General features: G+C 66.3%; 26 protein-coding genes. 15 read left to right on the forward strand and 11 right to left on the reverse strand.

Going from position 1 to position 25,913, the window contains the following annotated elements; translation table 11 throughout:
- Positions 1-39 precede the first annotated feature (39 nt).
- A complete protein-coding gene (locus ASE66_RS14205) occupies positions 40-933 on the forward strand; it encodes a LysR family transcriptional regulator (RefSeq protein ID WP_057190269.1) in 894 nt (297 codons plus the stop codon).
- A 10-nt stretch (positions 934-943) separates the two neighbouring features.
- Here ASE66_RS14205 and ASE66_RS14210 read toward each other — a convergent pair whose 3' ends face one another.
- The gene (locus tag ASE66_RS14210; protein ID WP_057190270.1) at positions 944-1,981 is read right to left on the reverse strand and encodes an esterase; all 1,038 of its coding nucleotides are present in this window, start codon (positions 1,979-1,981) and stop codon (positions 944-946) included.
- 146 nt (positions 1,982-2,127) lie between these two features.
- Positions 2,128-2,517: a RidA family protein gene (locus ASE66_RS14215; protein ID WP_057190271.1), complete on the reverse strand. Its 390-nt coding sequence runs from the start codon at positions 2,515-2,517 to the stop codon at positions 2,128-2,130.
- A 246-nt stretch (positions 2,518-2,763) separates the two neighbouring features.
- On the opposite strand from ASE66_RS14215, the gene ASE66_RS14220 reads away from it, so the two are divergent.
- Together ASE66_RS14220 and ASE66_RS14225 are read left to right on the forward strand one after the other, a co-directional pair.
- Positions 2,764-4,149 carry a class II 3-deoxy-7-phosphoheptulonate synthase gene (locus ASE66_RS14220; RefSeq protein ID WP_057190272.1) on the forward strand — a complete coding sequence of 462 codons (1,386 nt, stop codon included), beginning with the start codon at positions 2,764-2,766 and terminating at the stop codon, positions 4,147-4,149.
- A gap of 112 nt (positions 4,150-4,261) precedes the next feature.
- The gene (locus ASE66_RS14225; RefSeq protein ID WP_057190273.1) at positions 4,262-5,098 is read left to right on the forward strand and encodes a hypothetical protein; all 837 of its coding nucleotides are present in this window, start codon (positions 4,262-4,264) and stop codon (positions 5,096-5,098) included.
- Positions 5,099-5,110: 12 nt separating this feature from the next.
- Here ASE66_RS14225 and ASE66_RS14230 read toward each other — a convergent pair whose 3' ends face one another.
- Complete coding sequence (locus tag ASE66_RS14230) at positions 5,111-6,001, reverse strand: outer membrane protein (RefSeq protein ID WP_156412155.1); 891 nt, start codon at positions 5,999-6,001, stop codon at positions 5,111-5,113.
- Positions 6,002-6,153: 152 nt separating this feature from the next.
- On the opposite strand from ASE66_RS14230, the gene ASE66_RS14235 reads away from it, so the two are divergent.
- Positions 6,154-6,447: a Dabb family protein gene (locus ASE66_RS14235; RefSeq protein ID WP_057190275.1), complete on the forward strand. Its 294-nt coding sequence runs from the start codon at positions 6,154-6,156 to the stop codon at positions 6,445-6,447.
- A 78-nt stretch (positions 6,448-6,525) separates the two neighbouring features.
- Positions 6,526-8,265 carry an NAD+ synthase gene (locus ASE66_RS14240; protein ID WP_057190276.1) on the forward strand — a complete coding sequence of 580 codons (1,740 nt, stop codon included), beginning with the start codon at positions 6,526-6,528 and terminating at the stop codon, positions 8,263-8,265.
- 75 nt (positions 8,266-8,340) lie between these two features.
- On the opposite strand, the gene ASE66_RS14245 is transcribed toward ASE66_RS14240, so the two are convergent.
- Entirely contained in the window at positions 8,341-9,120 is a 780-nt protein-coding gene (locus ASE66_RS14245; protein WP_057190277.1) for a peptidoglycan-binding domain-containing protein, read from the reverse strand.
- 138 nt (positions 9,121-9,258) lie between these two features.
- Between ASE66_RS14245 and gltX the strand changes: the two genes are divergently transcribed.
- Complete coding sequence (gltX, locus tag ASE66_RS14250; protein ID WP_057190402.1) at positions 9,259-10,599, forward strand: glutamate--tRNA ligase; 1,341 nt, start codon at positions 9,259-9,261, stop codon at positions 10,597-10,599.
- A 58-nt stretch (positions 10,600-10,657) separates the two neighbouring features.
- Here the strand turns inward: gltX and ASE66_RS14255 are convergent, their stop codons facing one another.
- Together ASE66_RS14255 and ASE66_RS14260 are read right to left on the reverse strand one after the other, a co-directional pair.
- Entirely contained in the window at positions 10,658-12,091 is a 1,434-nt protein-coding gene (locus ASE66_RS14255; protein ID WP_057190278.1) for an aldehyde dehydrogenase family protein, read from the reverse strand.
- Between the two features lie 176 nt (positions 12,092-12,267).
- Positions 12,268-13,596, reverse strand: a complete 1,329-nt coding sequence (locus ASE66_RS14260; protein ID WP_057190279.1) for an MFS transporter — start codon at positions 13,594-13,596, stop codon at positions 12,268-12,270.
- A 283-nt stretch (positions 13,597-13,879) separates the two neighbouring features.
- On the opposite strand from ASE66_RS14260, the gene ASE66_RS14265 reads away from it, so the two are divergent.
- Positions 13,880-14,509: an HAD hydrolase-like protein gene (locus ASE66_RS14265; protein ID WP_057190280.1), complete on the forward strand. Its 630-nt coding sequence runs from the start codon at positions 13,880-13,882 to the stop codon at positions 14,507-14,509.
- A 10-nt stretch (positions 14,510-14,519) separates the two neighbouring features.
- On the opposite strand, the gene ASE66_RS14270 is transcribed toward ASE66_RS14265, so the two are convergent.
- Positions 14,520-15,728 (reverse strand): DUF2865 domain-containing protein, encoded by a 1,209-nt coding sequence (locus ASE66_RS14270; RefSeq protein WP_057190281.1) that lies wholly within the window; start codon positions 15,726-15,728, stop codon positions 14,520-14,522.
- 211 nt (positions 15,729-15,939) lie between these two features.
- Entirely contained in the window at positions 15,940-16,431 is a 492-nt protein-coding gene (locus ASE66_RS14275; RefSeq protein ID WP_057190282.1) for a MarR family winged helix-turn-helix transcriptional regulator, read from the reverse strand.
- Between the two features lie 210 nt (positions 16,432-16,641).
- On the opposite strand from ASE66_RS14275, the gene hmgA reads away from it, so the two are divergent.
- Positions 16,642-18,000 (forward strand): homogentisate 1,2-dioxygenase, encoded by a 1,359-nt coding sequence (hmgA, locus tag ASE66_RS14280; protein WP_057190283.1) that lies wholly within the window; start codon positions 16,642-16,644, stop codon positions 17,998-18,000.
- 272 nt (positions 18,001-18,272) lie between these two features.
- Here the strand turns inward: hmgA and ASE66_RS14285 are convergent, their stop codons facing one another.
- Positions 18,273-19,358 carry a TRAP transporter substrate-binding protein gene (locus ASE66_RS14285; RefSeq protein ID WP_057190284.1) on the reverse strand — a complete coding sequence of 362 codons (1,086 nt, stop codon included), beginning with the start codon at positions 19,356-19,358 and terminating at the stop codon, positions 18,273-18,275.
- A 62-nt stretch (positions 19,359-19,420) separates the two neighbouring features.
- On the opposite strand from ASE66_RS14285, the gene ASE66_RS14290 reads away from it, so the two are divergent.
- From ASE66_RS14290 to ASE66_RS14315, 6 genes are all read left to right on the forward strand, one after another.
- On the forward strand, positions 19,421-20,434 hold the full coding sequence (locus ASE66_RS14290) for a fumarylacetoacetate hydrolase family protein (protein ID WP_057190285.1): 1,014 nt from the start codon (positions 19,421-19,423) through the stop codon (positions 20,432-20,434).
- Between the two features lie 147 nt (positions 20,435-20,581).
- A complete protein-coding gene (locus ASE66_RS14295; protein WP_057190286.1) occupies positions 20,582-21,538 on the forward strand; it encodes an MBL fold metallo-hydrolase in 957 nt (318 codons plus the stop codon).
- Between the two features lie 11 nt (positions 21,539-21,549).
- Positions 21,550-23,118 (forward strand): FAD-dependent oxidoreductase, encoded by a 1,569-nt coding sequence (locus ASE66_RS14300; RefSeq protein ID WP_057190287.1) that lies wholly within the window; start codon positions 21,550-21,552, stop codon positions 23,116-23,118.
- On the forward strand, positions 23,115-23,336 hold the full coding sequence (locus tag ASE66_RS14305; protein ID WP_082613437.1) for a DUF2783 domain-containing protein: 222 nt from the start codon (positions 23,115-23,117) through the stop codon (positions 23,334-23,336). The genes ASE66_RS14300 and ASE66_RS14305 overlap by 4 nt, the downstream gene beginning before the upstream one ends.
- 34 nt (positions 23,337-23,370) lie before the next feature.
- Positions 23,371-23,904 (forward strand): hypothetical protein, encoded by a 534-nt coding sequence (locus ASE66_RS14310; protein ID WP_057190288.1) that lies wholly within the window; start codon positions 23,371-23,373, stop codon positions 23,902-23,904.
- Positions 23,905-23,906: 2 nt separating this feature from the next.
- Positions 23,907-24,299, forward strand: a complete 393-nt coding sequence (locus ASE66_RS14315) for a lysozyme inhibitor LprI family protein (protein WP_057190289.1) — start codon at positions 23,907-23,909, stop codon at positions 24,297-24,299.
- Between the two features lie 6 nt (positions 24,300-24,305).
- On the opposite strand, the gene ASE66_RS14320 is transcribed toward ASE66_RS14315, so the two are convergent.
- A complete protein-coding gene (locus ASE66_RS14320; RefSeq protein WP_057190290.1) occupies positions 24,306-24,839 on the reverse strand; it encodes a GNAT family N-acetyltransferase in 534 nt (177 codons plus the stop codon).
- 114 nt (positions 24,840-24,953) lie between these two features.
- On the opposite strand from ASE66_RS14320, the gene ASE66_RS14325 reads away from it, so the two are divergent.
- Positions 24,954-25,469, forward strand: coding sequence for a CreA family protein (locus tag ASE66_RS14325; RefSeq protein WP_057190291.1), 516 nt, complete (start codon positions 24,954-24,956; stop codon positions 25,467-25,469).
- Between the two features lie 21 nt (positions 25,470-25,490).
- On the opposite strand, the gene ASE66_RS14330 is transcribed toward ASE66_RS14325, so the two are convergent.
- A complete protein-coding gene (locus ASE66_RS14330; protein WP_057190292.1) occupies positions 25,491-25,838 on the reverse strand; it encodes a hypothetical protein in 348 nt (115 codons plus the stop codon).
- Between the last annotated feature and the right edge of the window lie 75 nt (positions 25,839-25,913).

Below are 25,913 nucleotides of genomic sequence, written 5' to 3' on the forward strand. Positions count from 1 at the left end.
GACAAACCGGATTTCACGCCTGATACATAAGGCCAGCTGATGAATGACCTGGTGACAGGCCTGCCTCCGCTCAGCGCGGTCCGGGCCTTCGAGGCGGCCGCCCGCCATGGCAGCTTCACCCGCGCCGCAGCCGAGCTCGGCATGACGCAGGCTGCGGTGAGTTATCAGATCAAGCTGCTGGAGGAGCGGCTCGGCCTGCCTTTGTTCCAGCGCCAGGCCCGCCGCGTCATCCTGACCGAGGCGGGCGAGCGGCTGGGCATCTCTGTGACGGACGCTTTCGACGGCCTGCGTGGCGCCTTCGCCGCCGTCACGGAGACGGCGGAGGGTGTGCTCTCGATTCAGGCGATGCCGACGCTCGCCGCGAACTGGCTGGCGCCGCGGCTGGGCCTGTTCCAATGCGCCAACCCCAGCCTCGCCATCCGCCTCGTCCCGCGGGCGATCCAGCGTGAGTCGGAGGCCGACGATTGCGATGTCGCGATCCTGCGCGGGAGCGGGCAGTGGCCGGGGCTGGAGGCGCACTGGCTGATGACCAACGAGTACAGTCCGCTCTGCGGCCCGGGGCTGTTCCGGCACCTCGGCCGCGCCCCGGAGCCGTCGGACCTGCTGGCGGTGCCGCGCTTCGGCTGCCCGAAATCCTGGGCCAGCTGGTTCGCCGCGGCAGGGCTCTCGTCGGCCAGCCTGCCCAATGAACCCCGGATCGATCTCGTCGTGCAGCAATACGAGGTCACGGCCGCGCTGGCCGGCAATGGCGCGGTGATGGCTCAACCGGCCTTCTTCCGACGCGAGCTGAACCAGGGCGTCCTGGTCCAGCCCTTCGACGTGATGCTGCGCGACGGACAGGACTACTGGCTGGCCTATCCGGCGCGACGACGCAATTCCCGCAAGATCCGCCTGTTCCGCGACTGGCTGCTCAAGGAGGCGCGGGACGGCTGAGGCTGCGCCTTTACTTGTAGAGCCCCTTTTTCGCCAGCCAATCCTGGATCACCTGCGCGACCGCGAGGTTGTTCTTGTCCATCATCAGCATGTGCGAATTGCCCTTGATGCCGATGGCGGGCAGGTTGACGACCTCCACCGAGCCGCCGGCAGCGCTGATCTTGTCGCCGAAATCGGTCGCGGTCTTGCGGATGGTCGGCCAGCGCGCGTCCTGCTCGATATAGTCGCCGAACACCATCAGGACGGGGATGTCCTTCAGCGCCGCGGCCTTGGCCGGATCGCCGATGCCGGCCGGCTCGACGGCGATCAGCGCCTTGACCTTGTCAGGCCGCGCCTGCGCCACCTTGAAGCCGAACTGGCCGGACTGGCTGTGGAACGAGATCACGCAGGGGCAGACCCTGTCGACCTCGGCGATATAGGCATCGATGATCATCTGGTCGGTCGAGGTCCAGCGCGGCACGATCTGCTTGACGAAGTTGTCGTAGCCCTCGGCCGGGAACTGGCTGCCCGGCAGGTATTTCCGCTTGGCCGGATCGCCGTCGTAACCGCCGCTTGCGCCGATGCGGAAGCGTTCGAACGGGTTCGCCGTGGTCAGGAACAGTGGCTCGCCGGGGATGACATCCGGGTACATCGCCCAGCTTGAGCGGCCGCGCTCGACCGCATCCGAATTGTAGACCGACCAGCCCTTGCGCAGGAAGAATTCGAGCCAGCCCTGGCGGCCGTCGGGCGTGGTCTCGTAGTTGACGCCGGTCATGCCGCCGCCATGCCAGAGCAGCAGCGGAGCGCTGCCGCGCTCGTTCTGCGGCAGGAAGTACTGCACATACATCTGCCCGGTCTGGTAGGTGCCGTTGGGATCGACGCGAGCGGGTGTGCCGCCCGGCGTGAACACCACGTCCTTCACCGGCCGCCCGGAGATCTCGACCAGCTTGCCGCCGACATGGAAGGAGCCCATCCCGCGCAGGGAGATCGGCTCCTGCGCCTGCTGCGCCTGTGCCGCGCCGAGGCCGCAGGCGAGGCCGAAAGCGGCCGCCAGAACGTGACGTCTCATGGTTCCTCCCGTCGCCGCGATGGGCGTTGTTGTTTGCGCGGCCATCTTCGGCCGCGCCGCGCGAGGGAGACAATGGTCTTTGCGTGCGGGAGTGAAATGCAAATGCCGGAGTGATTGATGCAGGTGATGCATCAAATCGCTCTGCCTCACTCCACTTTGCCGAGATAGGCGGTCGCGTCGATCTCGACGAGACAGTCGGGCGAGCCGAGCCCGTTGACGATGCAGGAGACGCGATGCGGCGCCTCCTCGGCGAAGTTTGCGAAATAGACCTCGTTCATCGGCTCCCAATAGGCCCGGTCGGTCACGTACACCGTGCACTTGACCACGTCCTTCAGGCTCGCCCCGGCCTCATCGAGCAGGGCCTTGATGTTGTCGATGCATTGCTGCGTCTGCCGCCTCGCATCGCCAGTCGCATACTTGCCCTGCTGGTCCGCGCCGACGCAGCAGACGAACATGAAATCGCCGGCGATCGTCGCCTGGGCGAAGGGCAGCCGGCTCTTGTAGACCCGGTCCGAGGAAACGCTGCGCTTGGGCATGAGGTCGTCCTTTCCTGGCGCAGAGCCGGTTGAATCAATGTCCGAACGGGTTGAATCGTGCTCTCAGGCGTTTGAATCGCGATCGCAGCGGACCGCGCCAAGCGCTTGACGGGCTTCGAACTTTTGCGCTGCGGCACATCACCCTTGCCGTAGCGGTGGCCAGCGGCCACTTGCGGGTGTATAGGCCGCCCTTCGCGCCAAGATGAGGTTAACGCAGGCGCGACATGTGAAATCAGGAGCAAGACGATGTCCGAGCGGTGGACGCCCGAGAGCTGGAGGGCAAAACCCGTCCAGCAGTTGCCGGAATATCCGGACCAGGCAGCCTTGAAGGCGGTTGAGCAGCAGCTCGCCGGCTTTCCGCCGCTCGTTTTTGCAGGCGAGGCGCGCAAGCTCAAACGGGCGTTGAGCAAGGTCGCAGCCGGTGAGGCCTTCCTCCTCCAGGGCGGCGACTGCGCCGAAAGCTTCGCCGAGCACTCGGCCGACAACATCCGCGATTTCTTCCGTCTGTTCCTGCAGATGGCGGTGGTGCTGACCTTTGCCGGCGGCTCTCCGGTGGTGAAGGTCGGGCGTATCGCCGGCCAGTTCGCCAAGCCGCGCTCGGCCCCGACCGAGACGATCGGTGGCGTCGAGCTACCGAGCTACAAGGGCGACATCATCAACGACAACGAGTTCACGCCTGAGTCCCGGATCCCGGACCCGCGCCGCCAGCTCGAGGCCTATCGCCAGTCGGCGGCGACGCTGAACCTGATCCGCGCCTTCGCGACCGGCGGCTACGCCAATCTCGACCAGGCGCATCGCTGGATGCTCGGCTTCGTCAAGGATTCGCCGGCGTCGCACCGCTACCAGGAGGTGGCTGAGCGCATCACCGAGGCGCTCGACTTCATGCGCGCCATCGGCATCGATCCGGAGACGCATCCCGAGATGCGGACCACGGACTTCTACACCAGCCACGAGGCGCTGCTGCTCGGTTACGAGCAGGCGATGACGCGTACGGATTCGACCAGCGGCGAGTGGTACGACACCTCCGGCCACATGGTCTGGATCGGTGATCGCACGCGTCAGCTCGATCATGCCCATGTCGAGTTCTTCCGCGGCATCAAGAATCCGATCGGTCTGAAATGCGGGCCCTCGACCACGGTCGATGGGCTGCTCAAGCTGATCGATGTGCTCGACCCGCAGAACCAGGCCGGCCGCCTGACGTTGATCGGCCGCTTCGGCGCCGACAAGGTCTTCGACCACCTGCCAGCCTTGGTGCGCGCCACCAAGCGGGAAGGGCGCAATGTCGTCTGGTCGTGCGACCCGATGCACGGCAACACGGTCAAGGCGGCGAGCGGCTACAAGACCCGGCCCTTCGACCTGATCCTGACCGAGGTGAAGAACTTCTTTGCCGTGCATCAGGCCGAGGGGACGCATGCCGGTGGCCTGCATCTCGAAATGACCGGCAAGAACGTCACCGAGTGCACCGGTGGCGCACGGGGCATGACCGATGCGGACCTCAACGACCGCTACCACACCTTCTGCGATCCGCGCCTCAACGCCGAGCAGGCGCTGGAGATGGCCTTCCTCGTCGCCGAGCTGGTCAAGCGCGAGCGCGCCGGCCGCGCGCGGCCCGAGGTCGAAGCGGCCGAGTAACCGACAAGGTGACGGGCCGGCTTCATCTGCCCGTCACCTTGACCACCTAACCCCCGCCTCCCATGGTCGATGCCGAGAGCGGCTGAAGCCGACGAGGCGGGGGGAGACGGTGATGAAGCTCAAGGTTGCGGCGGCGCTGGCCGCTTTTCTGGTCGCGGCGCCTGTGCTGGCGCAGGAAGCCGCCAAGAAGCCCACGTCTGCGAGCGGTCGTTTCGTCGAGATCGCGCGCTTCAAGGCGCCCTCCGCCCGTCAGGCCGCAGCCGTCGATACGGGGCATGTCTACGCGATCACCGACCGGGCCATCGCCAAGCACGACAAGGCGACCGGCGCGCTGGTCAAGGAATGGAAGGGGGCCGAGGACGGCCCGATCATCCATCTCGACAGCGGCGCGGTGGTCGACGGCAAGCTCTACGCCGCCCATTCCAACTACCCGGCATCGCCGATGACCAGCTCGGTCGAGATCTGGGATGCGCAGACGCTCGAGCATGTCGGCTCGCACAGCTTCGGCATCCTGCTGGGCTCGCTCACCTGGCTCGACAAGCATGACGGCGCCTGGTGGGGCGTCTTCGCCAATTACAGCCGCGTCTTCGGCCAGAGCCAGCAGCCCTATGGCAATTCCTACTGGACGACGCTGGTGAAGTTCGACGAGGCCTGGAAGCCGGTCCAGGGCTGGACCTTCCCAGCCGCCGTGATCAAACGGGCCGAGCCGATGAGCATGTCGGGCGGCAGCTGGGGCAAGGACGGCCTGCTCTACGCCACCGGCCACGATCACAAGGAGGTCTATGCCCTGCGCCTGCCCAAGATGGGCTCGGTGCTCGAACTGGTCGGGACTTACCCGATCGAGGGCGAGGGCCAGGGCATCGCCTGGGATCGCAGCGGCGGCGCCGACACGCTGTGGATGATCAGCCGGGCGAAGTCCGAGCTGATCGGTCAGCGCTTCGAGCGCTGACCGGGGCGCGGATCAGAACTTCAGCGCAGCGGCGACGCGGGCGGTATTGACCGTCACCGTCGTGCCCTCGACCTCGGCGAAGCGGATGATCTGGTATTCGGCACGCAGGAACAGGTTGTCGGTGAGAGCCCAGTCGACGCCAGCGCCGGCGCTGAGGCCGAAAGCGTAGGTGTTGTTTTTGGTGCTGCCGACCTGCAGCGGATATCCTACGGCACGTACTCTAGTTTCGTTGACTTGGCCGGCATTCGTTACGATTGCGATGTCGGCGTCGATCGTCGAGGTCGTGTTGAAGCGCCCGAGCGCTGCGCCAATGGTCCCAAAGGGCATGATCCGGCCGTAGGCCCAGCCCATGCGCAGGCGCAAGGTGGCGTAGTCGTTGAGCTTGGCCGCCTGATTGGGAGCCATTGACCAGTCATAAACGCTGCCGCTCTGCAAGGAGCTGCGCCTGGCAATAGGCGGTATTTTGGATTGATAGGAATGCCCGGAGCGAGTGTAATCGGCTTCGAAGCCAAGCACGACATCGTCGAAGAGATAATTGTAGCCGACAATGCCGAAGAACTGAGCGCTGCTATCGCTCTTTTCGGGCTGGTTATCGATATACGAGCCCATATCCCGCTCGGCGACGAGGTCGGAATTGCGGAAGGCAGAATTGGCCAAAACTCGCAACCCTTCGTCCATTTTGAACTTGGTGTCGCTGACGCCAGCACCGCCGCCGAAATAGAAGCCGGACCAGTCGAAGCGCCCGCCCCCGAACATCGGCGGCGCTTCCACCGGCTGGTCGATCTGCGAGCCCCTGAGATAGTCGGCGCCTTGCGCGGCTTGCGGCAGCGCCAGTGTCCAGGCTATCGCGACGACGGGGGCGAGGGCGGCGATAGATGCAGCACGCATCGCGTGTCTCTCCAAGCAGCGGCCAGCACGATGGTAGCGCCGGTCCGGAGACAATTCATGCGCGGTTAACCCTAATGTCGGGTTAATGGATTGCCGATCAGGTCATCCTCGATCAGACATCCGCCCGCGGTCGACATTTGCGATTCCCGGCTGTGAGGAGAGGGCGGATGATTCGGCATATCGTGTTCTTCACAGCCAGGCAGGCCGAGGATGTCGGCGAGATCCAGCGACTGCTGGACCGCCTTGGCGATATCCCGCACGCACTCGCCTTCGAGATCGCGGCCAACGCCAGGATCGATCCGATCGGCAATGAGATCGATATCGTCGTCTACGGGGAGTTTGCCGATGAGGCTGCGCTTGCCGCCTGGAAGGCGCATCCGATCTATGACGAGACGACGCAGGCGGTGCGCCCCTTGCGCGAATTGCGCTACTCGGCCGACTTCCGCTCGTCGCTTCGCTGACCCGTCCTTGCGAAAACGCAGGGGCGGACCGGGCGCCGCACCGTTGCTGGCGCGGAGACCGCAAGCTACATCCAGATCATGACTGCGACCTCTCTTCGCCTGGCGCTCGCCCAACTCAACCCGATCGTCGGCGACGTCGCCGGCAACGCCGAGAAGGTGCGGGCCGCCCGCCGCGACGCGGCCGCCGGCGGCGCCGAGCTCGTGATGTTCCCCGAACTCTTCCTCTCGGCCTATCCGCCGGAGGACCTGGTGCTGAAGCCGGCCTTCCAGGACGCCTGCCGCAAGGCCTGCGAGGAACTCGCCCGCGAGACCGCCGATGGTGGCCCGGCCGTACTCCTCGGTCTGCCCTGGCTCGAGGACGGCAAGCTCTACAACGCCTATGCCCTGCTCGATGGCGGCCTGATCCAGTCGGTGCGCTTCAAGGTCGACCTGCCCAATTACGGCGTCTTCGACGAGAAGCGTGTGTTCGAGCCCGGCCCGCTGCCCGGCCCGATCGTCTTCCGCAACCATGTCCGCCTGGGCATTCCGATCTGTGAAGACATCTGGGGCGAGGAGGTCGTCGAGTGCATCGCCGAGACCGGCGGCGAGATCCTGCTGGTGCCGAATGGCTCCCCCTTCCGTCGCGGTGTCATCGAGGAACGGCTCAACGTTGCCGTGGCTCGCGTCGTCGAGAGCGGCCTGCCGCTGGTCTATCTCAACCAGCTCGGCGGCCAGGACGAACTCGTCTTCGAGGGCGCCACTTTCGTCCTCAATGCCGACCGCAGCTTCGCCCATCAACTGCCGGCCTTCCGCGAGACGGTCAGGATCACGCAATGGGAACGCGGACCTGACGGCTGGCGCTGCCTGCCAGGAGAGATCACCCCGATCGAGAGCGGCGACGAGGCTGATTACGCCGCCTGCGTGCTGGGCTTGCGCGACTATGTCGAGAAGAACCGCTTCCCGGGCGTCGTTCTCGGCCTATCCGGTGGCATCGATTCCGCCATCTGCGCGGCCATGGCGGTCGACGCGCTCGGACCTGAGCGCGTGCGCTGCGTGATGATGCCCTATCGCTTTACCTCGCAGGAGAGCCTCGACGACGCCAAGAAATGCGCCGACGCGCTCGGCGTGCGCTACGAGATCGTGCCGATCGCCGATCCGGTCGAGGGTTTCGAGGCGGCCTTGGCTGAGCTCTTCGCCGGCACCAATCGCGGCATCACCGAGGAGAACCTGCAGAGCCGGGTGCGCGGCACGCTGCTGATGTCGATCTCGAACAAGTTCGGGCCGATGGTGGTGACGACCGGCAACAAGTCGGAGATGTCCTGCGGCTACGCCACGCTCTATGGCGACATGAACGGCGGCTACAACCCGATCAAGGACCTCTACAAGACCGAGGTCTTCAGGCTTTCGGCCCTGCGCAATCGCTGGAAGCCGGCGGGCGCGCTCGGGCCGGACGGCGAGGTGATCCCCGAGAACATCATCGTCAAGCCGCCTTCAGCCGAATTGCGCGAGAACCAGAAGGACCAGGACTCGCTGCCGGCCTATGAGGTGCTCGACGACATCCTCGCCTGCCTGATCGAGCATGAGATGCGCCTCGCCGACATCGTCGCCCGCGGCCATGACCTCGAGACGGTGAGACAAGTCGAGCGCCTGCTCTATCTCGCCGAGTACAAGCGCCGGCAGGCGGCGCCGGGCGTCAAGGTCACCGTCAAGAACTTCGGCCGCGACCGGCGCTATCCGATCGTCAACCGCTTCCGCGATTCCGGCGAGCCGGCGCACGAGCCGGACCGGTCGTTGGTCAAGGGTGTCGGCAAGGCCGGCGGCGAGAGCTTCGATTTTTAGAGCGAGGAACCGCGTCGTCCTTCCGGGGCAGGCCGAAGGCCTGAGCCCGGAATGACGGCTAGGGAGGCGGCGCGTCTACAGCCAGAACCCGCCGATCTGGTTGGCCGCCGGATTGGCGATGCAGGCCGTCATCCGGTCGAGCCAGATGCGCTGATACTTGGCGTTGGCGCCGTGCTGGGTGTCGACGTCGTAACGGCGCTGGATCAGCTTGACGCGGCGCTTGATGTGCAGGTCCACGAGGCTGTTGAGCTGAGTGATCAGCCCGCCGATCGTCGGCGCACGGGCGATGGTGAGCTGATGCGCCAGCGCCCGGCAGACGACGAAGCCGACATCGTAGTGGAACTGCTCATGCGCCAGCAGAGGCGCGGTCAGCACCACGCCGATCCTGACCTGCGCGTTCGGCCAGACCTCGATCTCGTTGGGCACGCCGAAGGCGTAGTCGGTGCCGACCAGGCGGGCGCCCTTGTCGAAAATCTCGTATTCGAAGGCGGTGTAGGCGTCCTGCACCGTCCCGTCGGCCGGATCGATCACCATCGGAACCTGCAGGAAGTCGCCGGCCTTGAGCTTGATCGGCAGGCGCATCGCGCTCACCACGACGCCGGCAGGCGCCGGATTGTTGGCCATGTGCAGCAGGGTTGCGCCGCCCGGATCGACACGCGAATCCGTGCTCGGCATCTTGAGGTAGACCTGCTGGTAGCGCTTGATCGCGCCCCTCGTCAGCGGTCCGCAATCGCCATCGACATTGAGCAGGGCGACGCCGAGCGCGGCGACATGCGGATTGATAGTCGCCTGAACCAGGCGGACATCGGCAGCCACGTTCTTGCCGCCAAGCCCGACCGAAGCCGTGATGCTCATCCTCGCCTCCCAGCGTTGATATCGACATCCCCGTCGCCTTCTAACCTTGCGTCAATCTGGGCGGTTGTCGATCTCATTCCAACAAGCATGCGCCGTGCCCTTGCCCTCGCGCCGTTCCCGCGCGACAAGCGGCCGGTCATGACCACTCCCTTCGTCCGCACCGCCCCGTCGCCGACCGGCTATCTGCACATCGGCAACGCCCGCTCGCTGATGTTCAACTGGCTCTTCGCCAAACGGCATAGCGGGCGCTTCCTGCTGCGCTATGACGACACCGACCAGGCACGCTCGAAGCCGGAATTCGCCGATGCGATCGCCGAGGACCTCGGCTGGCTCGGCGTCATCCCCGATGCCAGCATCAAGCAGTCGGAGCGGATCGCGCTCTACGATGCGGCGGCCGACCGGTTGCGCGCCGTCGGCCGGCTCTATCCCTGCTATGAGAGCGCCGACGAACTCGACCGCAAGCGCAAGCGCCAGCTCGCCCGCGGCCTGCCGCCGGTCTACGATCGCGCCGGCCTGAAGCTGACCGCAGAGGAGCGCGCCAAACTCGAAGCGGAAGGCCGCAAGCCGCATTGGCGCTTCCTGCTCGACTGGGAGGAGATCGGCTGGGACGATCTCGTGCGTGGCCCGTCGCATGTCGACTGCGCCTCGCTCTCCGATACGGTGCTGGTGCGCGAGGACGGCACCTACCCCTATACGCTGCCTTCGGTCGTCGATGATCTCGACATGGGCATCACCCACGTCATCCGCGGCGAGGACCATGTCACCAACACCGCCGTGCAGATTCAGATCATGCAGGCGCTGGGCGGCGAACTGCCGGCTTTCGGCCACCACAACCTGCTGACCACCGCGAGCGGCGAGGGCTTGTCGAAGCGCCTCGGCCATCTCTCGCTCCGGGGCCTGCGCGAATCCGGCATCGAATCGCTGGCGGTGGCGTCGCTCGCCGTGCTGACCGGTTCGTCCGACGCGGTTCGGCCGGTATCGAGCCTCGACGAACTCGCCGGGTTGGTCGATCTCGCCCATGTCTCGCGCGCCCCGGCCAAGTTCGACGAGCACGAGCTGGAGGCGCTCTCCGCCCGCACGCTGCACCAGCTCGACTTCGCCACGGTCGAGGAGCGGCTGAAGCAGCTCGGCATCCCGGCGAGCGAGTCGTTCTGGCTGGCGGTACGCGGCAATCTCGCCCGGCTCTCGGGTGCGAAGGACTGGTGGAAGGTCGTCGAGGGGCCGCTCGAGACACACGTCGCCGATAAGGCGTTCGTGGCCGCTGCGGCTGCGCTGTTGCCTCCCGAGCCCTTCGATCAGAGCACCTGGAAGAGCTGGACCCAGGCTGTGGCGGCCGAAACGGGCGCCAAGGGCAAGGCACTGTTCATGCCCCTGCGCCAGGCGCTGACCGGCCTCGACCATGGCCCGGAACTCGCGGCGCTGCTGCCGCTGATCGGGCGCGAGAAGGCGCTGAAGCGACTCGCCGGCGAAGCGGCGTAATTCTCAGGAAGAACGCGCGCCGCCAGCCTGACCGACGACGCGCGCTTTTGATGCGAACTCAGGCCGCGGCGTAGCCCACGGTGCCCTTGATCTCGAGGAACTCCTCGAGGCCGAAATCGGCGTATTCGCGGCCATTGCCGGACTGCTTGTAGCCGCCGAACGGCGCGCCCGCGTCCCAGGCCGGGTAGTTGATGTAGACATTGCCGGAGCGCATCTGCGCCGCGACCTTGCGCGCCCGCTCCAGCGAGCCGGACTGGATATAGGAGGCGAGGCCGTAGGGCGTGTCGTTCGCCCGCGCGATCACTTCCGCTTCGCTCTCATAGGGCAGAATCGACAGCACTGGCCCGAAGATCTCTTCCCTCGCGATCGTCATCTCGTCGGTCACGCCGCCGAACACCGTCGGGCGCACGTAGTAGCCGCGATTGAGGTCTTCCGGCCGGCCCGGCCCGCCGGTCACCAGCGTCGCGCCTTCCTTGATGCCGCTTTCGATCAGGCGCTGGATCTTGTCGTATTGCGTCTCGCTGACGACCGGGCCGAGGAAGACCTTGTCAGCCGATGGCGCGCCGACCTTGAGGGGCTCGGCTGTCTCCCTGGCGATGGCCAGCGCGTCGTCGTGCAGCCTGGCCGGCACGAACATCCGCGTCGGGGCGTTGCAGGACTGCCCGGAGTTGCGCATCACGCTCTCGACGCCGAGCTTCACGGCGCGCTTCAGGTCGACGTCGTCGAGCAGGATGTTGGCCGACTTGCCGCCGAGCTCCTGATGGACGCGCTTGACCGTGTCGGCCGCCGCCTTGGCGACCAGGATGCCAGCGCGGGTCGAGCCGGTGAAGGAGACCATGTCGACGCCGGGATGGCGCGAGATCGCCTCGCCGACCGTCGGACCGTCGCCATTGACGAGGTTGAACACGCCCTTGGGCACGCCGGCCTCGTGCATCGCCTCGGCGAAGATGATCGCATTCATCGGAGCGATTTCGGAGGGCTTCAGCACCATGGTACAGCCCGCGGCGAGAGCCGGCGCGACCTTGCACATGATCTGGTTCAGCGGCCAGTTCCAGGGCGTGATCATGCCCACGACGCCGATCGCCTCCTTCGAGATCAGCGTCGAGCCCCGCAGCTCCTCGAACTCGAAATTCTCGAGCGTCTCGATCATCTTGGAAAGATGGGCGGTGCCCATCCCGGCCTGGGCGCGATGGGCCAGTTCCTTCGGCGCTCCCATCTCCTGCGACAGCGCATCTGCGATGTCGGCATAACGAGCCTTGTAGGCTTCGAGCAGGCGGCGCATCAGCGCCAGGCGCTCTTCCTTGGAGGTCGCGGCGAAGGCGGGAAAGGCGGCGCGTGCCGCCGCCACGGCCTTGTCGACATCGGCTGCGCTGCCGAGCGCGATCTTGGCGAACGCCTCCTCGGTCGAGGGGTCGATCACGTCGAGCGTCTTGAGCCCGCCGGCAGGATCGACCCAGGCGCCATCGATGTAGAACTGGAGAGCGTGGGACATTGGCTGGCTCCTTGCCGGCGGCCGTCGTGCAGGCCGGTCATCGCCACCCGCGTCGCCGGGGTAGCTGTATTCGGGGAGATATAGCGTAGCCGCGCCAGCCGGCGGATGTCACCGCATACCTGCGAATGGCGGGGATGCCTGGCGTGGGTATCGTGGGGGAATTGTCTGCAAGCCTTTCACTCGTGCCGGTGCATCGCCGAGGCGTGCTTGGTGTCGCGCATGGTCACGTAGACCAGCAGCGAGACGAAGATCACGCCAGCGAGATAGTAGTAGAACCACTGCTCGTGGCCCTGCTGCTTGAAGAACAGGGCAATCGCCGGCGCAGTGCCGCCGAAGATCGAGACCGTCACGGCGTAGGGCAGGGCGACGCCGGTGGTCCGGATCGAGGTCGGGAACAGCTCCGCCTTCACGATCGCATTGATCGAGGTGTAGCCGGCGACGAAAATCCAGGCGGCCGAGATCAGCAGGAAGGCCGTCCAGGGCGACTTGGTCTGAGAAAGCAAGGTCAGCAGCGGCACGGTCAGCAGGGTGCCGGCGATGCCGAAGAAGATCAGCAGCGGCTTGCGGCCGATCCGGTCCGAGACCCAGCCATAGATCGGCTGCAGGATCAGCGCGAAGATCAGCGAGCCGGCGATGACATAGGTCGTGGTGATGTCGGAGAGGCCGACCGTCTGCTTCACGAAGGTCTGCATATAGGTGGTGAAGGTGTAGAAGGCCGCTGTGCCGCCAGCGGTAAGCCCGACCACGATCGCCACCTCGCGCGGATACTTCAGCAGCCCGCGCAGCGAGCTTTCCTTCTGGAGGCCCGCTTTCTTGGCTTCCACGAAGGAGTCGGTTTCCTGCATGTGGCGGCGCATGAACATCGCGGTCACCGCCAAAAGCGCGCCGATCACGAACGGAATGCGCCAGCCCCATTCGACCAGCTGCTCATGCGTCAGGAAGACGTTCTGCAGCAGGAGCAGCACGAGGATCGCGGTGAGCTGCCCGCCGATCAGCGTGACGTATTGGAAGCTCGAATAGAAGCCGCGATGATCGGGATGGGCGATCTCGCTGAGATAGGTGGCGCTGGCGCCGTATTCGCCGCCGAGGCTGAGGCCCTCGATGATGCGCGCCAGCGCCAGCAGCGCCGGAGCGGCAAAGCCGATGGTGGCATAGGTCGGCGTCAGCGCAATGATCAGCGAGCCGAAACACATCATCACGACCGACAGGGTCAGAGACAGTCGCCGTCCATAGCGATCGGCGATATGGCCGAACAGCCAGCCGCCGATCGGGCGCACGATGAAACCGGCAGCGAACAGCGTCGCCGCATTGAGTTGCTGCACCACGGGGTCGTGCGACGGAAAGAAATGCGGCGCGAAGTAAAGCGAGAAGGCCGTGTAGGCGTAGAAATCGTACCATTCGACCAGGTTGCCGACCGAGCCGATGAAGATCGCCTTCAGGCGTCGCGCCGTATCGGCGACATCGAGGCCCTGAGGGGCAGGCGTGGTGATTGCTGGATCGGACATGGCTCGCTCCGCGTTTTGAAGGCGGCGCGAGCAGCAGCGGGCGCCGGCAGCAATACGCTGGTCTACGCCTAGCGCTCTGCGCCGGTCAGCGAGGAGAGATTTGGTCTGAGTTGCTTCTGGTGCATGGCCTGCGCGGGAACTTTATGGCCACGGGCATCCGGATGTCGGGAAAGAGGGCGGTGCTCTGCGGCGACCACAGATCAGTGGGCGTCGATGGAGGCCCCGTATTGACGCGTGCATGAGCCTGCGGCAATCACCCGGGCCCATAAGATCGGTCTCCGCGATGCCTGCCTACTCTCTTGCGATCTTCGACTATGACGGAACGCTGGCCGACAGCTTTCCGTGGTTCTGTTCGGTGCTCAACCAGACCGCACGGCAGTTCGGCTTCCGCGAGGTTGCCGAGGGCGAGGCCGACGAGCTTCGCGGGCTCGATTCGCGCCAGATCACTGCCCGCCTCGGCGTTCCCTTGTGGAGGATGCCGGCAATCGCGATGCACATGCGCAAGCTGAGCGCGGAAGCAGGGGATGCGGTGGCGCTCTTTCCGGGGGCCGAGTCGATGCTCGCGCGCCTGGCCGAGAGCGACGTCACGATCGCGATCGCCAGCTCGAACAGCGAAGCGGTCATTCGTCGTACGCTCGGCCGGGCCTCGGCTCATGTGAGCCATTTCGGCTGCGGTGCGTCGCTCTGGGGCAAGAGCGCCAAGTTCAAGGCCATCATCCGGCGGGCCGGAGTTCACCGGCGGCGCACGATCGCGATCGGAGATGAAATCCGTGACATCGATGCGGCGCGGCGAGCCGGCATCGCCTGCGGTGCGGTGACCTTCGGCTACAATACCGGCGAGTCCTTGCGAGCGCGCGGCCCTGACCTGATCTTTGATGACTATGGGCAGCTGCTGGCGACGCTGACCGCCTGAGCCGAGGCGATCACGGCCGTGCGGTTGCTCCGACGCCGAGATTGGGCGCGAGATTGGGCGCGACGATCCGCACGGTGCGGCGCTCGCCAGTGACACTCTTGCTCTCGCGCTTCAGGCCGTCGCCCTGCTGCAGCGTTTTCTCGCCGTCGATCCGCTGCGGGCCGACGCCGGCCGATTCGGTGCTGGCGGTCGGCACATTGGTGTCCGGCGTCGGTTCGTCGCCGGGGGCAGCCTGCAGCACGGTCGGGGCTGGGCCGGCCGGGGTGGCCGGCTTGGCCTCAGCCGTAGGCGCATTGGCAGCGCCCTTCTTGCCGCGCTGTGGCTGCTCGGGCTTTGGCCGTGACATTTCCTGCGAGCGTTGCTCGGTGACGATGATGTCGCCTTTGCGCTGCTCGAGCATCTGCTCGGCGTTCTGCAGCGTCTGGGCCCAGCTCTGGCCCTGGGCCCGGCAGGTGCAGGAGGCGTCGAAGCTGCGGGTGTATTTCAGCGCGTTCGGCAGGGACGAGTAGGGCTGCCCACTGCTGCGTGCCACCGCGTTCTGGATGTCGCCGCCGCTGCTCATGCCATAGGCCAGCGTCTCGCTGCCGGGGCAGAGCGACTGGCACATCTCGTCCTGGCTCTCGCGGCCGCCCGGGCTGTTGGCGAGCGGGAAGAAGTAGCCGTCGCAGCTGCGCACGCAGACCGAATAGGGCCCGCCCTGGCGTGCCCCGCCTTCCGTCGGCTCGGTCGGCTGATCGGGGTCGAGCTCTGGCAGGGTCGAATCGATCTCGCCACGGCGCGGCTCGATCCCGAAGATCGTCTCGAAGAAGCCGCGTTGCTGCGGCGCCCGGCAGTTGTTGTTGATCAGCGCCGCGAGCTGGGCGCGACGCTGCTCGACGCCGCCACCCTGGGCCTGCTGCTGGAGTTGGCCGTATTGCGACTGCAAAGCCCCGAGCTGGGCGCGGATACCGCCGCATTGCGGCGGCGGCTGCTCACCGAAGAACAGGAAACCGCCGCGGTCGCAGCCCATCGAGCGGTACTGGCTGGATAGCTGCGCCAGCTGGCCGGCGACGCGCTGCGCCGCCTGGGCGGCCCGGCCATCGCCGCCGCGCTGGCCCTGCAGGCTCGACAGCTCGGCCCGCCAGTTGTCGCAAGCCGGCGACTGCGCCAAGGCTGCGCCCGTCAGCGCGGCGAAGGCCAGCGCCGGAGCGAGCGCGCGTCGGAGCGAAGCGAAAATCATCGAAGGCAGAGTTGCTATCCCTGTGGCTCGTCCCATGCCAGCGGCGATCGCTTGCATCGGCAAAGCACATGCTAGAAACGCGACGGAACTAAGGAGGCACCTGTCGAACCGTCCGCGAAAGCCGATTCGATACGCTGCCCAGATAGCTTTGCGCATCGCATATCGCGTCCCGGGCGGCAAATCGCGCTGCGCGGATCACGGTCTTTTGAGGTCACGCCTCCTCGGTCTGGTAGGCGCCGGCGAGGTGGCGGCCGCGCTCGGTCAGCACCGCCAGCACGCGCTCGAAGACGCGCAGTTCATCGGCTGAGATTCCTTCGATCCAGCGCTCCTCGAAGGCCAGCGCCAACGGCACGATCTGGGCGTAGAGGCGTTGGCCGGCGGCGCTGAGGGCGACGAAGGCCTCGCGCCGGTCGGCCCGGTTCTCGGCTCGCGTCACCAGCCCGCGCTTGTCGAGTTCGGAGACGGCGCGCGAGACCTTGGTCTTGTGCATCTGCGAGAGCTCGCCGATGTCGCGCGAGGTCAATTGCCCGAACTCGCCGAGCTGCGCGATCACCCGCCATTCCGGGATGCCAATGCCGAAGCGCGTGCCGTAGACCCGGCCCAGCCCGCGGCTGGCGAAGAAGCCGACCACGTTTAGCCGATAGGGCAGGAACTGCTCGAGATGCAGGGCGCGGTCGGGGGCGGTTTTTGGCTTCGTTGACATTAGTTGCACATGTAACTAATTGAGGAGAAAGAAAAGGCCGCTGGCGGCCGCAGCCCGATCATTACCGAACGGCAGCGCCTGTCAAAGCGTGCGAGCATCGGATCGAAGAATGGACACCGTTTTTCGACGCAATACGATGCTCGACCAAGGCAAGGATCGTCCTGCGCCGACCGGGCCGGGCGATCGACGAGATCAGGAGGAAGCCCAGCCATGAACGTGCAGACCACGCTTCAGTCGAGCTTCGGCGAGCAGGTCCGGGGCGGTCGCCGCTACATGTCCGGTTTCGGCAACTCCTTCGAGACCGAGAGCCTGCCGGGCGCGCTGCCGGTCGGACGCAATTCGCCGCAGAAGGCGGCCTATGGCCTTTATGCCGAGCAGCTTTCCGGCTCGCCCTTCACCGCGCCGCGCTCCACCAATGAGCGCTCCTGGCTCTACCGCATCCGCCCGAGCGTCAAGCATGGCGGTCGCTGGACTTTGGTCGACAAGGGGCTGATGCGCACCGCGCCCTGCCGCGACGAGACACCGCCTACGCTCGGCCAATTGCGCTGGAGCCCGATTGCGATCCCGCAGGAGAAGGTCACCTTCCTCACTGGCCTGCGCACGCTGACCACCGCCGGCGACGCCGACAGTCAGGCCGGCATGGCGGCGCATATGCTCTTCGTCACCGCCTCGATGGAGCGCGAATACGTCTTCAACGCCGATGGCGAGTATCTCGTCGTCGCGCAGGAGGGCAGCCTGCGCTTCTTCACCGAGTTCGGCATCATCGAGATCGAGCCGGGCGAGATCTGCATCATCCCGCGCGGCGTCGTCTTCCGCGTCGAGTTGATGGGCGGGCCGGCGCGCGCCTATGTCTGCGAGAACTATGGCGGCGCGTTTACGCTGCCCGATCGCGGGCCGATCGGCGCCAACTGCCTCGCCAATCCGCGCGACTTCCTCACCCCCGTCGCCGCCTATGAGGACATCGAGGAACCCTCGACGCTCTACGCCAAATGGGGCGGGGAACTGTTCTCGACCCGTGTCGGCCAGTCGCCGCTCGACGTCGTCGCCTGGCACGGCAATTACGCGCCCTACAAATACGACCTGCGGCATTATTCGCCGGTCGGCGCGATCTCCTTCGACCATCCCGACCCGTCGATCTTCACCGTGCTGACGGCGCCCTCCGAGACGCCCGGCACCGCCAATATCGACTTCGTCATCTTCCCGGAGCGCTGGATGGTGGCGGAGAACACCTTCCGCCCGCCCTGGTACCACCGCAACATCATGTCGGAGTTCATGGGGCTGATCTACGGCGTCTACGACGCCAAGCCCGAGGGCTTCACCCCCGGCGGCTTCAGCCTGCACAACATGATGCTGCCGCACGGCCCGGATGCGCAGGCCTTCGAGCATGCCAGCACGGTCGAGCTGAAGCCGGTCAAGCTCACCGGCACCATGGCTTTCATGTTCGAGACGCGGTTCGCCCAGCGCGTCACCGGCTACGCCGCCGGCCTGCCGGAGCTGCAGGACAATTACAGCGATTGCTGGAGCGAGCTGAAGAAGCGCTTCGACCCGAACAAGCCCGAGGCGTGGTGAGAGGTTCGCGTTTGCGTGCCGTCATCACACGGGCCGGATTCCAGAGGGCGCATTCTGCCGATCAGGCGCGGGGAACCCTTCTCCCGTGTGGGAGAAGGGCAGGGATGAGGGCCCGCCGTCGACTATTGATGTCGCAGCGTCGCCACCTTCGCCTTGTCCGGAAAGGGCAGGCCCTCATCCGGCGCTCCGCGCCACCTTCTCCCATTCGGGAGAAGGAAGAGCGCGCGGATGCTGTCGGTCTCGCATGCCTGCTTATCTGGAAGGCGTGCCCTTCAGCGCGAGCGCAACCGGTTCATGAAGGCGTCGTAGGAGAGTTCCGCCACCTGCCACCAGAGCAGGTTCTCGCCACGGAAGGCGACCATCGACTCATAGCCCTTCTTGAAGGCTTCGCTCTTGGCCGAGGTCTCGGCGTAGTATTCCTCGGCCGCCTTGAGCGAGGCTTCCATGATCGGCTGCGGGAAAGCCTTGAGCTGCGCGCCCTGGGCGATCAACTTGCGCAGGCCGCCCGGATTGACGAAGTCGTACTTCGCCAGCATCCAGTTGTTGGCGGCTTCGCAGGCATTCTGCATGATCGCCTGATAGTGCTTGGGCAGCTTGTTCCACTGCTCCTGGTTGATGACGAGGTGCAGCATGGCGCCGCCCTCCCACCAGCCGGGATAGTAGTAATAGGGCGCGACCTTCACGAAGCCGAGCTTCTCGTCGTCATAGGGGCCGACGAACTCGGCGGCGTCGATCGTGCCGCGCTCCAGCGCCGGGTAGACGTCGCCCGCTGCGATCTGTGTCGGCACCACGCCGAGCTTGGCCAGCACCGCGCCGCCCATGCCGCCGATGCGGAACTTCAGGCCCTTGAGGTCATCGACTGTCTTCAACTCCTTGCGGAAGAAGCCGCCCATCTGGCAGCCAGAATTGCCGCAGGGGATCGAGTAGGCGTTGAACTTGGCGAGCGCGCCGTTGACGATCTGTTCGCCGCCGCCGAAATACCACCAGCTGTGCTGCTGGCGGGCGTTGAGGCCGAAGGGGATGCCGGTGCCGAGGCCGAGAGCTGGCTCCTTGCCCACATAGAAATAGGTCGGCGTATGCGCGCACTCGACCGTGCCGGAGGTGACGGCGTCGAGCGCCTGCAGGCCGGGCACGATCTCGCCGGCCGAGAAGGTCTGGATCTGGAACTTGCCGTCGGTCGCCTCGCCCATGAACTTCGCGAACTGCTGGGCGGTGCCGTAGATCGTGTCGAGCTGCTTCGGGAAGCTCGAGGTCAGGCGCCACTTTATCTCAGGCATCGACTGCGCGATCGCGGGCATCGCGATCGGCGCGGCGGCCGCGGCGAGCGCGCCCGTCTTCAAAAACGTACGGCGTTGCATGGACTTTCCTCCCCGGGACGGATTTGCTGCCATCATCACTGTTCGGCGAGGATTGAAAAGAGATGAAAGTCGCATCCCTCATGCATGGCCGGGATGGCCGCCTCGTCGTCGTCTCGAACGACCTGACCCGCGCGACCGACGCCTTTCCCGTCGTGGCGACGCTGCAGGGCGCGCTCGACGACTGGGCGCGCTGCGCCCCGCGCCTCGCCGATCTCGCCGAGAGCCTCGAGCACGGCTCGGTGCCGTCCTTCCGTTTCCACGAGCATCACTGCGCCTCGCCCTTGCCACGTGCCTATCAGTGGGTCGATGGCTCGGCCTATGTGAACCATGTCGAATTGGTCAGGAAGGCGCGGGGCGCCGAGATGCCCGAGAGCTTCTGGACCGATCCGCTGATGTACCAGGGCGGCTCCGATTCCTTCCTCGGGCCTCGCCAGGCGGTAAAGCTGGCGAGCGAGGATTACGGCATCGATCTCGAGGCCGAGATCGCCGTCGTCACCGGCGACGTGCCGATGGGCGTCACGCCCGAGGAGGCGAGGGGGCTGATCCGCCTCGTCATGCTCGTGAATGACGTGAGCTTGCGGAATCTGATTCCCAACGAATTGGGCAAAGGCTTTGGTTTCCTTCAAGCAAAGCCGTCTTCCGCCTTCTCGCCGGCGGCGGTGACGCCGGACGAGCTCGGCCCCGCCTGGAAGGATGGCAAGCTCAGTCTGCCGCTGCTCGCCCAGATCAACGGCAAACCCTTCGGCAAGCCTGAGGCGGGCGTCGACATGACCTTCGATTTCGGCGTGCTGATCGCCCATGCCGCCAAGACCCGCCCGCTCGTCGCCGGCACCATCGTTGGCTCCGGCACGGTCTCGAACCGCGACGCCGATGGCGGACCGGGCAGGCCCGTCGCCGAGGGCGGGCTCGGCTATGCCTGCATCGCCGAACAACGCATGGTCGAGACCATCCGGCATGGCGCGCCGAAGACACCCTTCCTGCGCTTCGGCGACAGCGTCCGCATCGAGATGAAGGCTGCCACCGGCCAATCGATCTTCGGCGCGATCGAGCAGGAAATCCTGCCGCATGCGGGGTGAAGCCACACCGTCATTCTCGGGCGAAGCAAAGCGCAGACCCGAGAATCTCAGGACGATTCGGGCGCCGACTGGAGCCCTCGCGGCTTGAGATGCCCGGGTCAAGCCCGAGCATGACGTCAGTATCGACACGTTTTACGAGGTTGCCCCATGTCCTCCCCCGCTTTCGCCTCCACCGCCGATCTCGGCGAGAAGACCGTCTCTTTCGAGGAGGTCGGCAAGGGCGTCTACGCCTATACCGCCGAGGGCGATCCCAATAGCGGCGTCGTCGTCGGCGACGACAGCGTGCTCGTCTTCGACGCGCAGGCGACGCCGACCATGGCTGAGCGCGTCATCGCCCGGGTGCGCGAGGTCACCGACAAGCCGGTCAGCCATGTCGTGCTCTCGCATTATCACGCCGTGCGCGTGCTCGGCGCGCCGGCCTATGGCGCCAAGGAGATCGTCTGCTCGGATGCGGCGCGGGCGATGATCGTCGAGCGCGGCGAGGAGGACAAGGCGAGCGAGATCGGCCGTTTCCCGCGGCTCTTTCAAGGCGCCGACTCTATCCGCCCGGGCCTGACCTGGCCGACCACGACCTTCTCGCACAACGCCTCGATCTGGCTCGGCAGCCGCGAGGTCCGCCTGATGAAACTTGGCCGCGGCCACACCGCCGGCGACATCGTCGCCTGGGCGCCGGACACCAACGTGATCTTCGCCGGCGACCTCGTTGAATACGGCGCCACACCCTATTGCGGCGACGCCCACTTCACCGACTGGCCGGCGACGCTCGATGCGCTCGCCGCCTTCGCACCCGCCGCCATGGTGCCGGGCCGCGGCGCGGCCCTGACCAACCGGGGCATGGTCGCCGACGGCATCAAGGGCACGCGCGCCTTCCTCTCCGACCTCTATGAGGCGGTGAAGGGCCATGTCGCCCAAGGGCGTTCGCTGCGCGAAACCTTCGAGCGCGTCCACGAGACGCTGAAGCCCTCCTATGGCGACTGGGTGATCTTCGAGCACTGCCTGCCCTTCAACGTCACCCGCGCCTATGACGAGGCTGGCGGCCTCGACCATCCGCGCATCTGGACCGACGAGCGCGACCGCCAGATGTGGCTGGACCTGCGCGGCTGAGGCGTCGCCCTATGCAGCCCTTCCGCCGGTTCGCCTACCAACGCAGTCCGGACCAGGACGCGGCCACGCCGGCCCGCCACCCGGTGGTCATCGTCGGCGCTGGCCCCGTCGGGCTGACGCTGGCGCTTGATCTGGCGCGCCGGCAGGTCCCGGTCGTGCTGATCGACGATTCCGATCGGATCGGCGAGGGCTCGCGCGCCATCTGCTTCGCCAAGCGCACGCTCGAGATCTTCGACCGGCTCGGGCTTGCCGAGGCGATGGTCGCCAAGGGCGTGACCTGGCAGAAGGGCAAGGTTTTTCGCGGCGAGGCGCAGCTCTACGAGTTCGATCTCCTGCCCGAGGGCGGCTACAAGCAGCCGGCCTTCATCAACCTCCAGCAGTTCTATGTCGAGGCGGCGCTGGTCGAAGCCGTTCTGGCCGAGCCGCTGGTCGATCTGCGCTGGAGCAACCGGCTCGCCGGCCTGGAAAACCGCGAGGACGGCGCGGAGCTCAGAATCGCCACGCCGGACGGGGACTACTCTCTCGAAACCGACTGGCTCGTCGCCTGCGATGGCGCACGCTCGCCGACGCGCGGCCTGCTCGGGCTGGAGTTCCGCGGCGAGGCTTTCGAGGACCGTTTCCTCATCGCCGATGTGAAGATGACCGCGCCGTTCCCGACCGAGCGCTGGTTCTGGTTCGATCCGCCCTTCCATTCCGGCCAGTCGGCGCTGCTGCACAAGCAGCCGGACGATATCTGGCGCATCGACCTGCAACTCGGCCCCGATGCCGATCCCGAGCATGAGAAGCGGCCGGAGATCGTGCGGCCCCGGATCGAGCGCATGCTCGGCCATGCCGAGTTTGCGCTGGAATGGGTGTCGGTCTACCGCTTCCAGTGCCGCCGGCTCGACAGGTTCCTGCATGGTCGCGTGATCTTCGCTGGCGATGCCGCCCATCAGGTCTCGCCCTTCGGCGCCCGCGGCGCCAATTCCGGCATCCAGGACGCCGACAATCTTGGCTGGAAGCTGGCGCTCGTCACCCAGGCTAGGAGCCCGGCCTCGCTGTTGCAGAGCTATGACGGCGAGCGCGTCGCCGCAGCCGACGAGAACATCCTGAACTCGACGCGGGCGACCGATTTCATCGCGCCACGCTCGCCCGGCGAGCGGCTGCTGCGGGAAGCTGCGCTGTCGCTGGCGCCGCTGACCGGCTTCGCCAAGCGCTTCGTCAATTCCGGCCGGCTTTCGTTGCCTTCAGCCTATGCCGGCTCGGCGCTCTCGACGGAGGATGACGGCTGCGAAGGCAACCTGCCGCCGGGCGCGCCCTTTCTCGATGCTCCGCTGGCCAATGCCTCCCACGCCTGGCTGAGCGAGGCCTTTTCGACTGGGCAGGCGATCCTGCTCGGTGAGGCGGCAGCGACGCTTGCGCCTGACGGTGTTCTTCCGATCGAGCCGGTTGAAGGCGACGAGACGCTGCGCCGCCGTTACGCCCTGGATTCTGGTGCGGTCGTATTGCTGCGGCCGGATGGGCATGTCGCCGCCCGCTTCCGCGGGCCGCGACGAGCCGCGATCGAGGCCGCGATCGAGCGGATGGAGGGCAGGGGATGACTGCCGCGGTTGCCATGGCCCCCGTGAACGGGCTCGCGCGCGAATCGCGCTTCGCCGATCCTGATGCCGCCTTTCGCCTGCTGGCGAAGGCGCATCGTGACCTCGATGAGCGCGAAAGTGCCGCACTCAATGCCCGCCTCATTCTGATCCTCGCCAACCATATCGGCGACGAGGCGATCCTGCGCGAGGCCGTGGCGCTGGCGCACGAGGCGAGGTAGACTCGGCTCACGACACCTTGGAGCCTTGAGCCTGATGGAAGATCTGCCGACCTTCTACTCCACCGTGATCCCGCTCGGCTTCTTCTTCTGGGGGCCGGCGCTGGTGGTGCTGACGCTGTTGCTCTCCTGGCTCTGGGCGCGCAGCCTCAAGGTCGACCGGGCGCTGGAGAGCGATTTCAACGGCTTCACCAAGGAAGACGTCGAGAAGCTGTTCTCGCTCTACGGCCCCGAGCGCCGGGCGATCTACCGCAACAAGCTGCTGCCGGCCGATCTCGCCTTTGCGCTGGTCTATGCGGTCGTCGGCGCGCTGATCGTCACCGGCCTGTCGATGCGCGGCTATCCCTGGTGGGTGGCAGCGCTTTGCGGCGGCGGCTGGCTCTTCGGCGGGCTCTGCGACGTCGCCGAGAACCTCGCCATCGCGCGCCTGCTCGATCGCTATCCCAAGGTCGAGAGCGGCACGGTCGCCTTCGCCAGCGGCTTCACCCAACTGAAGCTGGTGCTGACCGGGCTCGGCTTCGTCGGCGCGATCGCGGCTTATTATCTCGCCTTCAAGCCGATCGTCGCCTGAGCATGCGCGGCGTCGCGCGTGCCTTGCTGGTTGCGGGCGTCTTCGGCGCGCTGGTCGGGCCGGCGGCGGCCGACGAAGCCTATAAGCGCTGCATCGACACATCTGACGGCACCAATCCCGCATGGGCCGCCTGCGGCGGGGCATGGGTTGCGCGCGAGGATGCCAAGCTGAACGCAGCCTGGAAGCGTCTCCTCGCGGCGAGCGAGCCGGCGACCAGGAAGGACCTGCTCGGCGAGCAGCGCGCCTGGAACGCCTTCAAGGACAAGGCCTGCCAATTCTACGCCAATGGCGATTTCGGCCGGGAAGGGCAGGTTCTGCATTTCCCGAGCTGCCGCGCCGAGCTCATCGCCCAGCGTACCGCGACGCTCGACAGCTACGGCGCCGACCGGCGCTAACAAACATCAGGCCGCGATGTAAACGCGCCGAAGGCGGAAGCGGACCGCGGGCACAGGCGTTGCGCCGATCAGGATCTCGATCTCGCTCGGCGCCGATTCGAAGCCGAGCCGCGCCGCCAGCTGCAGCGATGCTGCGTTCTGCGGATGCGTGACGATGAGGGTCTCCGGCAGCTCTAACGTCTCGAACCCGTAGCGGAGCAGCCGGTCCACCGCTTCCCGGGCGAAGCCCTGTCCCCAATGCCGGGCGGCGAAGCGATAGCTGATCTGGGCCTGCTCCGCGTCGTCGCCATCCGGAATGAGCCCGACATAGCCGAGCGGGTCGCTTTCGTCTGTGCGGGCGAACACGGTCCAGTATCCGAGTCCGCGTTCGACATGGAGGAAGCTGCGCGCTGCGACGCCCTCGCGGCCCATCGCCGGATCGCCGACTGCTGCGATGTAGCGCATGACCAGTGGGTCGGCGTTGAGGGTGGCGATAAAGTCGAGGTCGGCCTCGGTTCGCTGCTTCAGGAGCAAACGCTCGGTTACCAGCTCGGGCAGCATGGTCGTCACTCTGTTGCTTGGTTTGCCTATTGAGCGTCGCATGCACTGGTGCGGCCGGGCTCGCCATCCCATATCCTGCCGGCTGTCCTGCGGGAACGCTTTGGGAGAAACTGGATGAGCTTTCGTCGTTGCCTTCTCGCCGTCTCGGCTGTTCTCGCGCTCGCTGGCGTCGCTGCGCCGGCCTTCGCGCAGGAGGACCTGATCTTCAGGAAGTCGACGGTCTGGAAGATGCTGACCCCGGACGACAAGCTCGCGGTCTACGGCGTCGACGACCCGGTCGTCGAGGGCGTCGCCTGCCATTACACCGTGCCCGAGAAGGGCGGCGTCTCCGGCATGTTCGGCGTCGCCGAGGAGGTCTCGGAGGTCTCGCTCGCCTGCCGCCAGGTCGGCCCGGTGAAGATCAAGGAGAAGTTCTCGCAGGGCGACGTCGTCTTCCGCGAGCGCCGTTCGCTGATCTGGAAGAAGATGCAGATCGTGCGCGGCTGCGACACCAAGCGCAACGTCCTGATCTACATGGTCTACACCGACAAGCTGATCGACGGCTCGCCGCAGAACTCGACCTCGAGCGTGCCGATCATGCCCTGGGGCGGGATGGGCGAAGTGCCGAAATGCTCGGAATGGGTGAGATAGCGCGCGTCCCGATCGCCCTCTCTAACGAGGCGTATAGTCGCCGGTGTAGTTGCAGTTCGCGCCGTGGAAATGAGCGCAGCTGCCGGTCTCCGTTATCGTAAGGGCGCGGCCCCGGCGACGGATGTCCAGGCGGCAGATGTCGTCGTATTCCTTGGCTTCGGCCACGAGCCGATCGCCCTGGGGGCGGCCGCGCGCCGAAATCACACCGACGCAGCTCCTGCTGCCGATCTCGATATCGACCTTGAGCACGCCGGCGCCGGCCGGGCGGATCGTCATGCTGCCGCCGAGCGTTCGATAGCGGCCCTCGAAGGCATGGGCCGGCAGGAGTGCCGTCAAGACGACGGCGGCGACGAGCGCTGAGCGGACCATGAGCCGACGATCCTCGATGCAACCGCACCAGATCCGCGGCTGCTAAACATACGGCTTGCGTTGATCCGGGGGAAA

It is taken from the genome of Allobosea sp. Root483D1, from assembly GCF_001429505.1.
Taxonomy (GTDB): Bacteria; Pseudomonadota; Alphaproteobacteria; order Rhizobiales; family Beijerinckiaceae; genus Allobosea.

Bases quoted from the DNA above. Each gene is read 5' to 3' on its own strand.
- ASE66_RS14210 (WP_057190270.1), bottom strand. From the start codon at position 1,981: ATGAGACGTCACGTTCTGGCGGCCGCTTTCGGCCTCGCCTGCGGCCTC.
- gltX (WP_057190402.1), top strand. From the start codon at position 9,259: ATGACCACTCCCTTCGTCCGCACCGCCCCGTCGCCGACCGGCTATCTG.
- ASE66_RS14295 (WP_057190286.1), top strand. From the start codon at position 20,582: ATGTCCTCCCCCGCTTTCGCCTCCACCGCCGATCTCGGCGAGAAGACC.
- ASE66_RS14260 (WP_057190279.1), bottom strand. From the start codon at position 13,596: ATGTCCGATCCAGCAATCACCACGCCTGCCCCTCAGGGCCTCGATGTC.
- ASE66_RS14325 (WP_057190291.1), top strand. From the start codon at position 24,954: ATGAGCTTTCGTCGTTGCCTTCTCGCCGTCTCGGCTGTTCTCGCGCTC.
- ASE66_RS14320 (WP_057190290.1), bottom strand. From the start codon at position 24,839: ATGCTGCCCGAGCTGGTAACCGAGCGTTTGCTCCTGAAGCAGCGAACC.
- ASE66_RS14205 (WP_057190269.1), top strand. From the start codon at position 40: ATGAATGACCTGGTGACAGGCCTGCCTCCGCTCAGCGCGGTCCGGGCC.
- ASE66_RS14235 (WP_057190275.1), top strand. From the start codon at position 6,154: ATGATTCGGCATATCGTGTTCTTCACAGCCAGGCAGGCCGAGGATGTC.
- ASE66_RS14290 (WP_057190285.1), top strand. From the start codon at position 19,421: ATGAAAGTCGCATCCCTCATGCATGGCCGGGATGGCCGCCTCGTCGTC.
- ASE66_RS14275 (WP_057190282.1), bottom strand. From the start codon at position 16,431: ATGTCAACGAAGCCAAAAACCGCCCCCGACCGCGCCCTGCATCTCGAG.
- ASE66_RS14315 (WP_057190289.1), top strand. From the start codon at position 23,907: ATGCGCGGCGTCGCGCGTGCCTTGCTGGTTGCGGGCGTCTTCGGCGCG.
- ASE66_RS14255 (WP_057190278.1), bottom strand. From the start codon at position 12,091: ATGTCCCACGCTCTCCAGTTCTACATCGATGGCGCCTGGGTCGATCCT.
- ASE66_RS14225 (WP_057190273.1), top strand. From the start codon at position 4,262: ATGAAGCTCAAGGTTGCGGCGGCGCTGGCCGCTTTTCTGGTCGCGGCG.
- ASE66_RS14310 (WP_057190288.1), top strand. From the start codon at position 23,371: ATGGAAGATCTGCCGACCTTCTACTCCACCGTGATCCCGCTCGGCTTC.
- ASE66_RS14265 (WP_057190280.1), top strand. From the start codon at position 13,880: ATGCCTGCCTACTCTCTTGCGATCTTCGACTATGACGGAACGCTGGCC.
- hmgA (WP_057190283.1), top strand. From the start codon at position 16,642: ATGAACGTGCAGACCACGCTTCAGTCGAGCTTCGGCGAGCAGGTCCGG.
- ASE66_RS14215 (WP_057190271.1), bottom strand. From the start codon at position 2,517: ATGCCCAAGCGCAGCGTTTCCTCGGACCGGGTCTACAAGAGCCGGCTG.
- ASE66_RS14220 (WP_057190272.1), top strand. From the start codon at position 2,764: ATGTCCGAGCGGTGGACGCCCGAGAGCTGGAGGGCAAAACCCGTCCAG.
- ASE66_RS14330 (WP_057190292.1), bottom strand. From the start codon at position 25,838: ATGGTCCGCTCAGCGCTCGTCGCCGCCGTCGTCTTGACGGCACTCCTG.
- ASE66_RS14305 (WP_082613437.1), top strand. From the start codon at position 23,115: ATGACTGCCGCGGTTGCCATGGCCCCCGTGAACGGGCTCGCGCGCGAA.
- ASE66_RS14270 (WP_057190281.1), bottom strand. From the start codon at position 15,728: ATGATTTTCGCTTCGCTCCGACGCGCGCTCGCTCCGGCGCTGGCCTTC.
- ASE66_RS14300 (WP_057190287.1), top strand. From the start codon at position 21,550: ATGCAGCCCTTCCGCCGGTTCGCCTACCAACGCAGTCCGGACCAGGAC.
- ASE66_RS14285 (WP_057190284.1), bottom strand. From the start codon at position 19,358: ATGCAACGCCGTACGTTTTTGAAGACGGGCGCGCTCGCCGCGGCCGCC.
- ASE66_RS14240 (WP_057190276.1), top strand. From the start codon at position 6,526: ATGACTGCGACCTCTCTTCGCCTGGCGCTCGCCCAACTCAACCCGATC.
- ASE66_RS14245 (WP_057190277.1), bottom strand. From the start codon at position 9,120: ATGAGCATCACGGCTTCGGTCGGGCTTGGCGGCAAGAACGTGGCTGCC.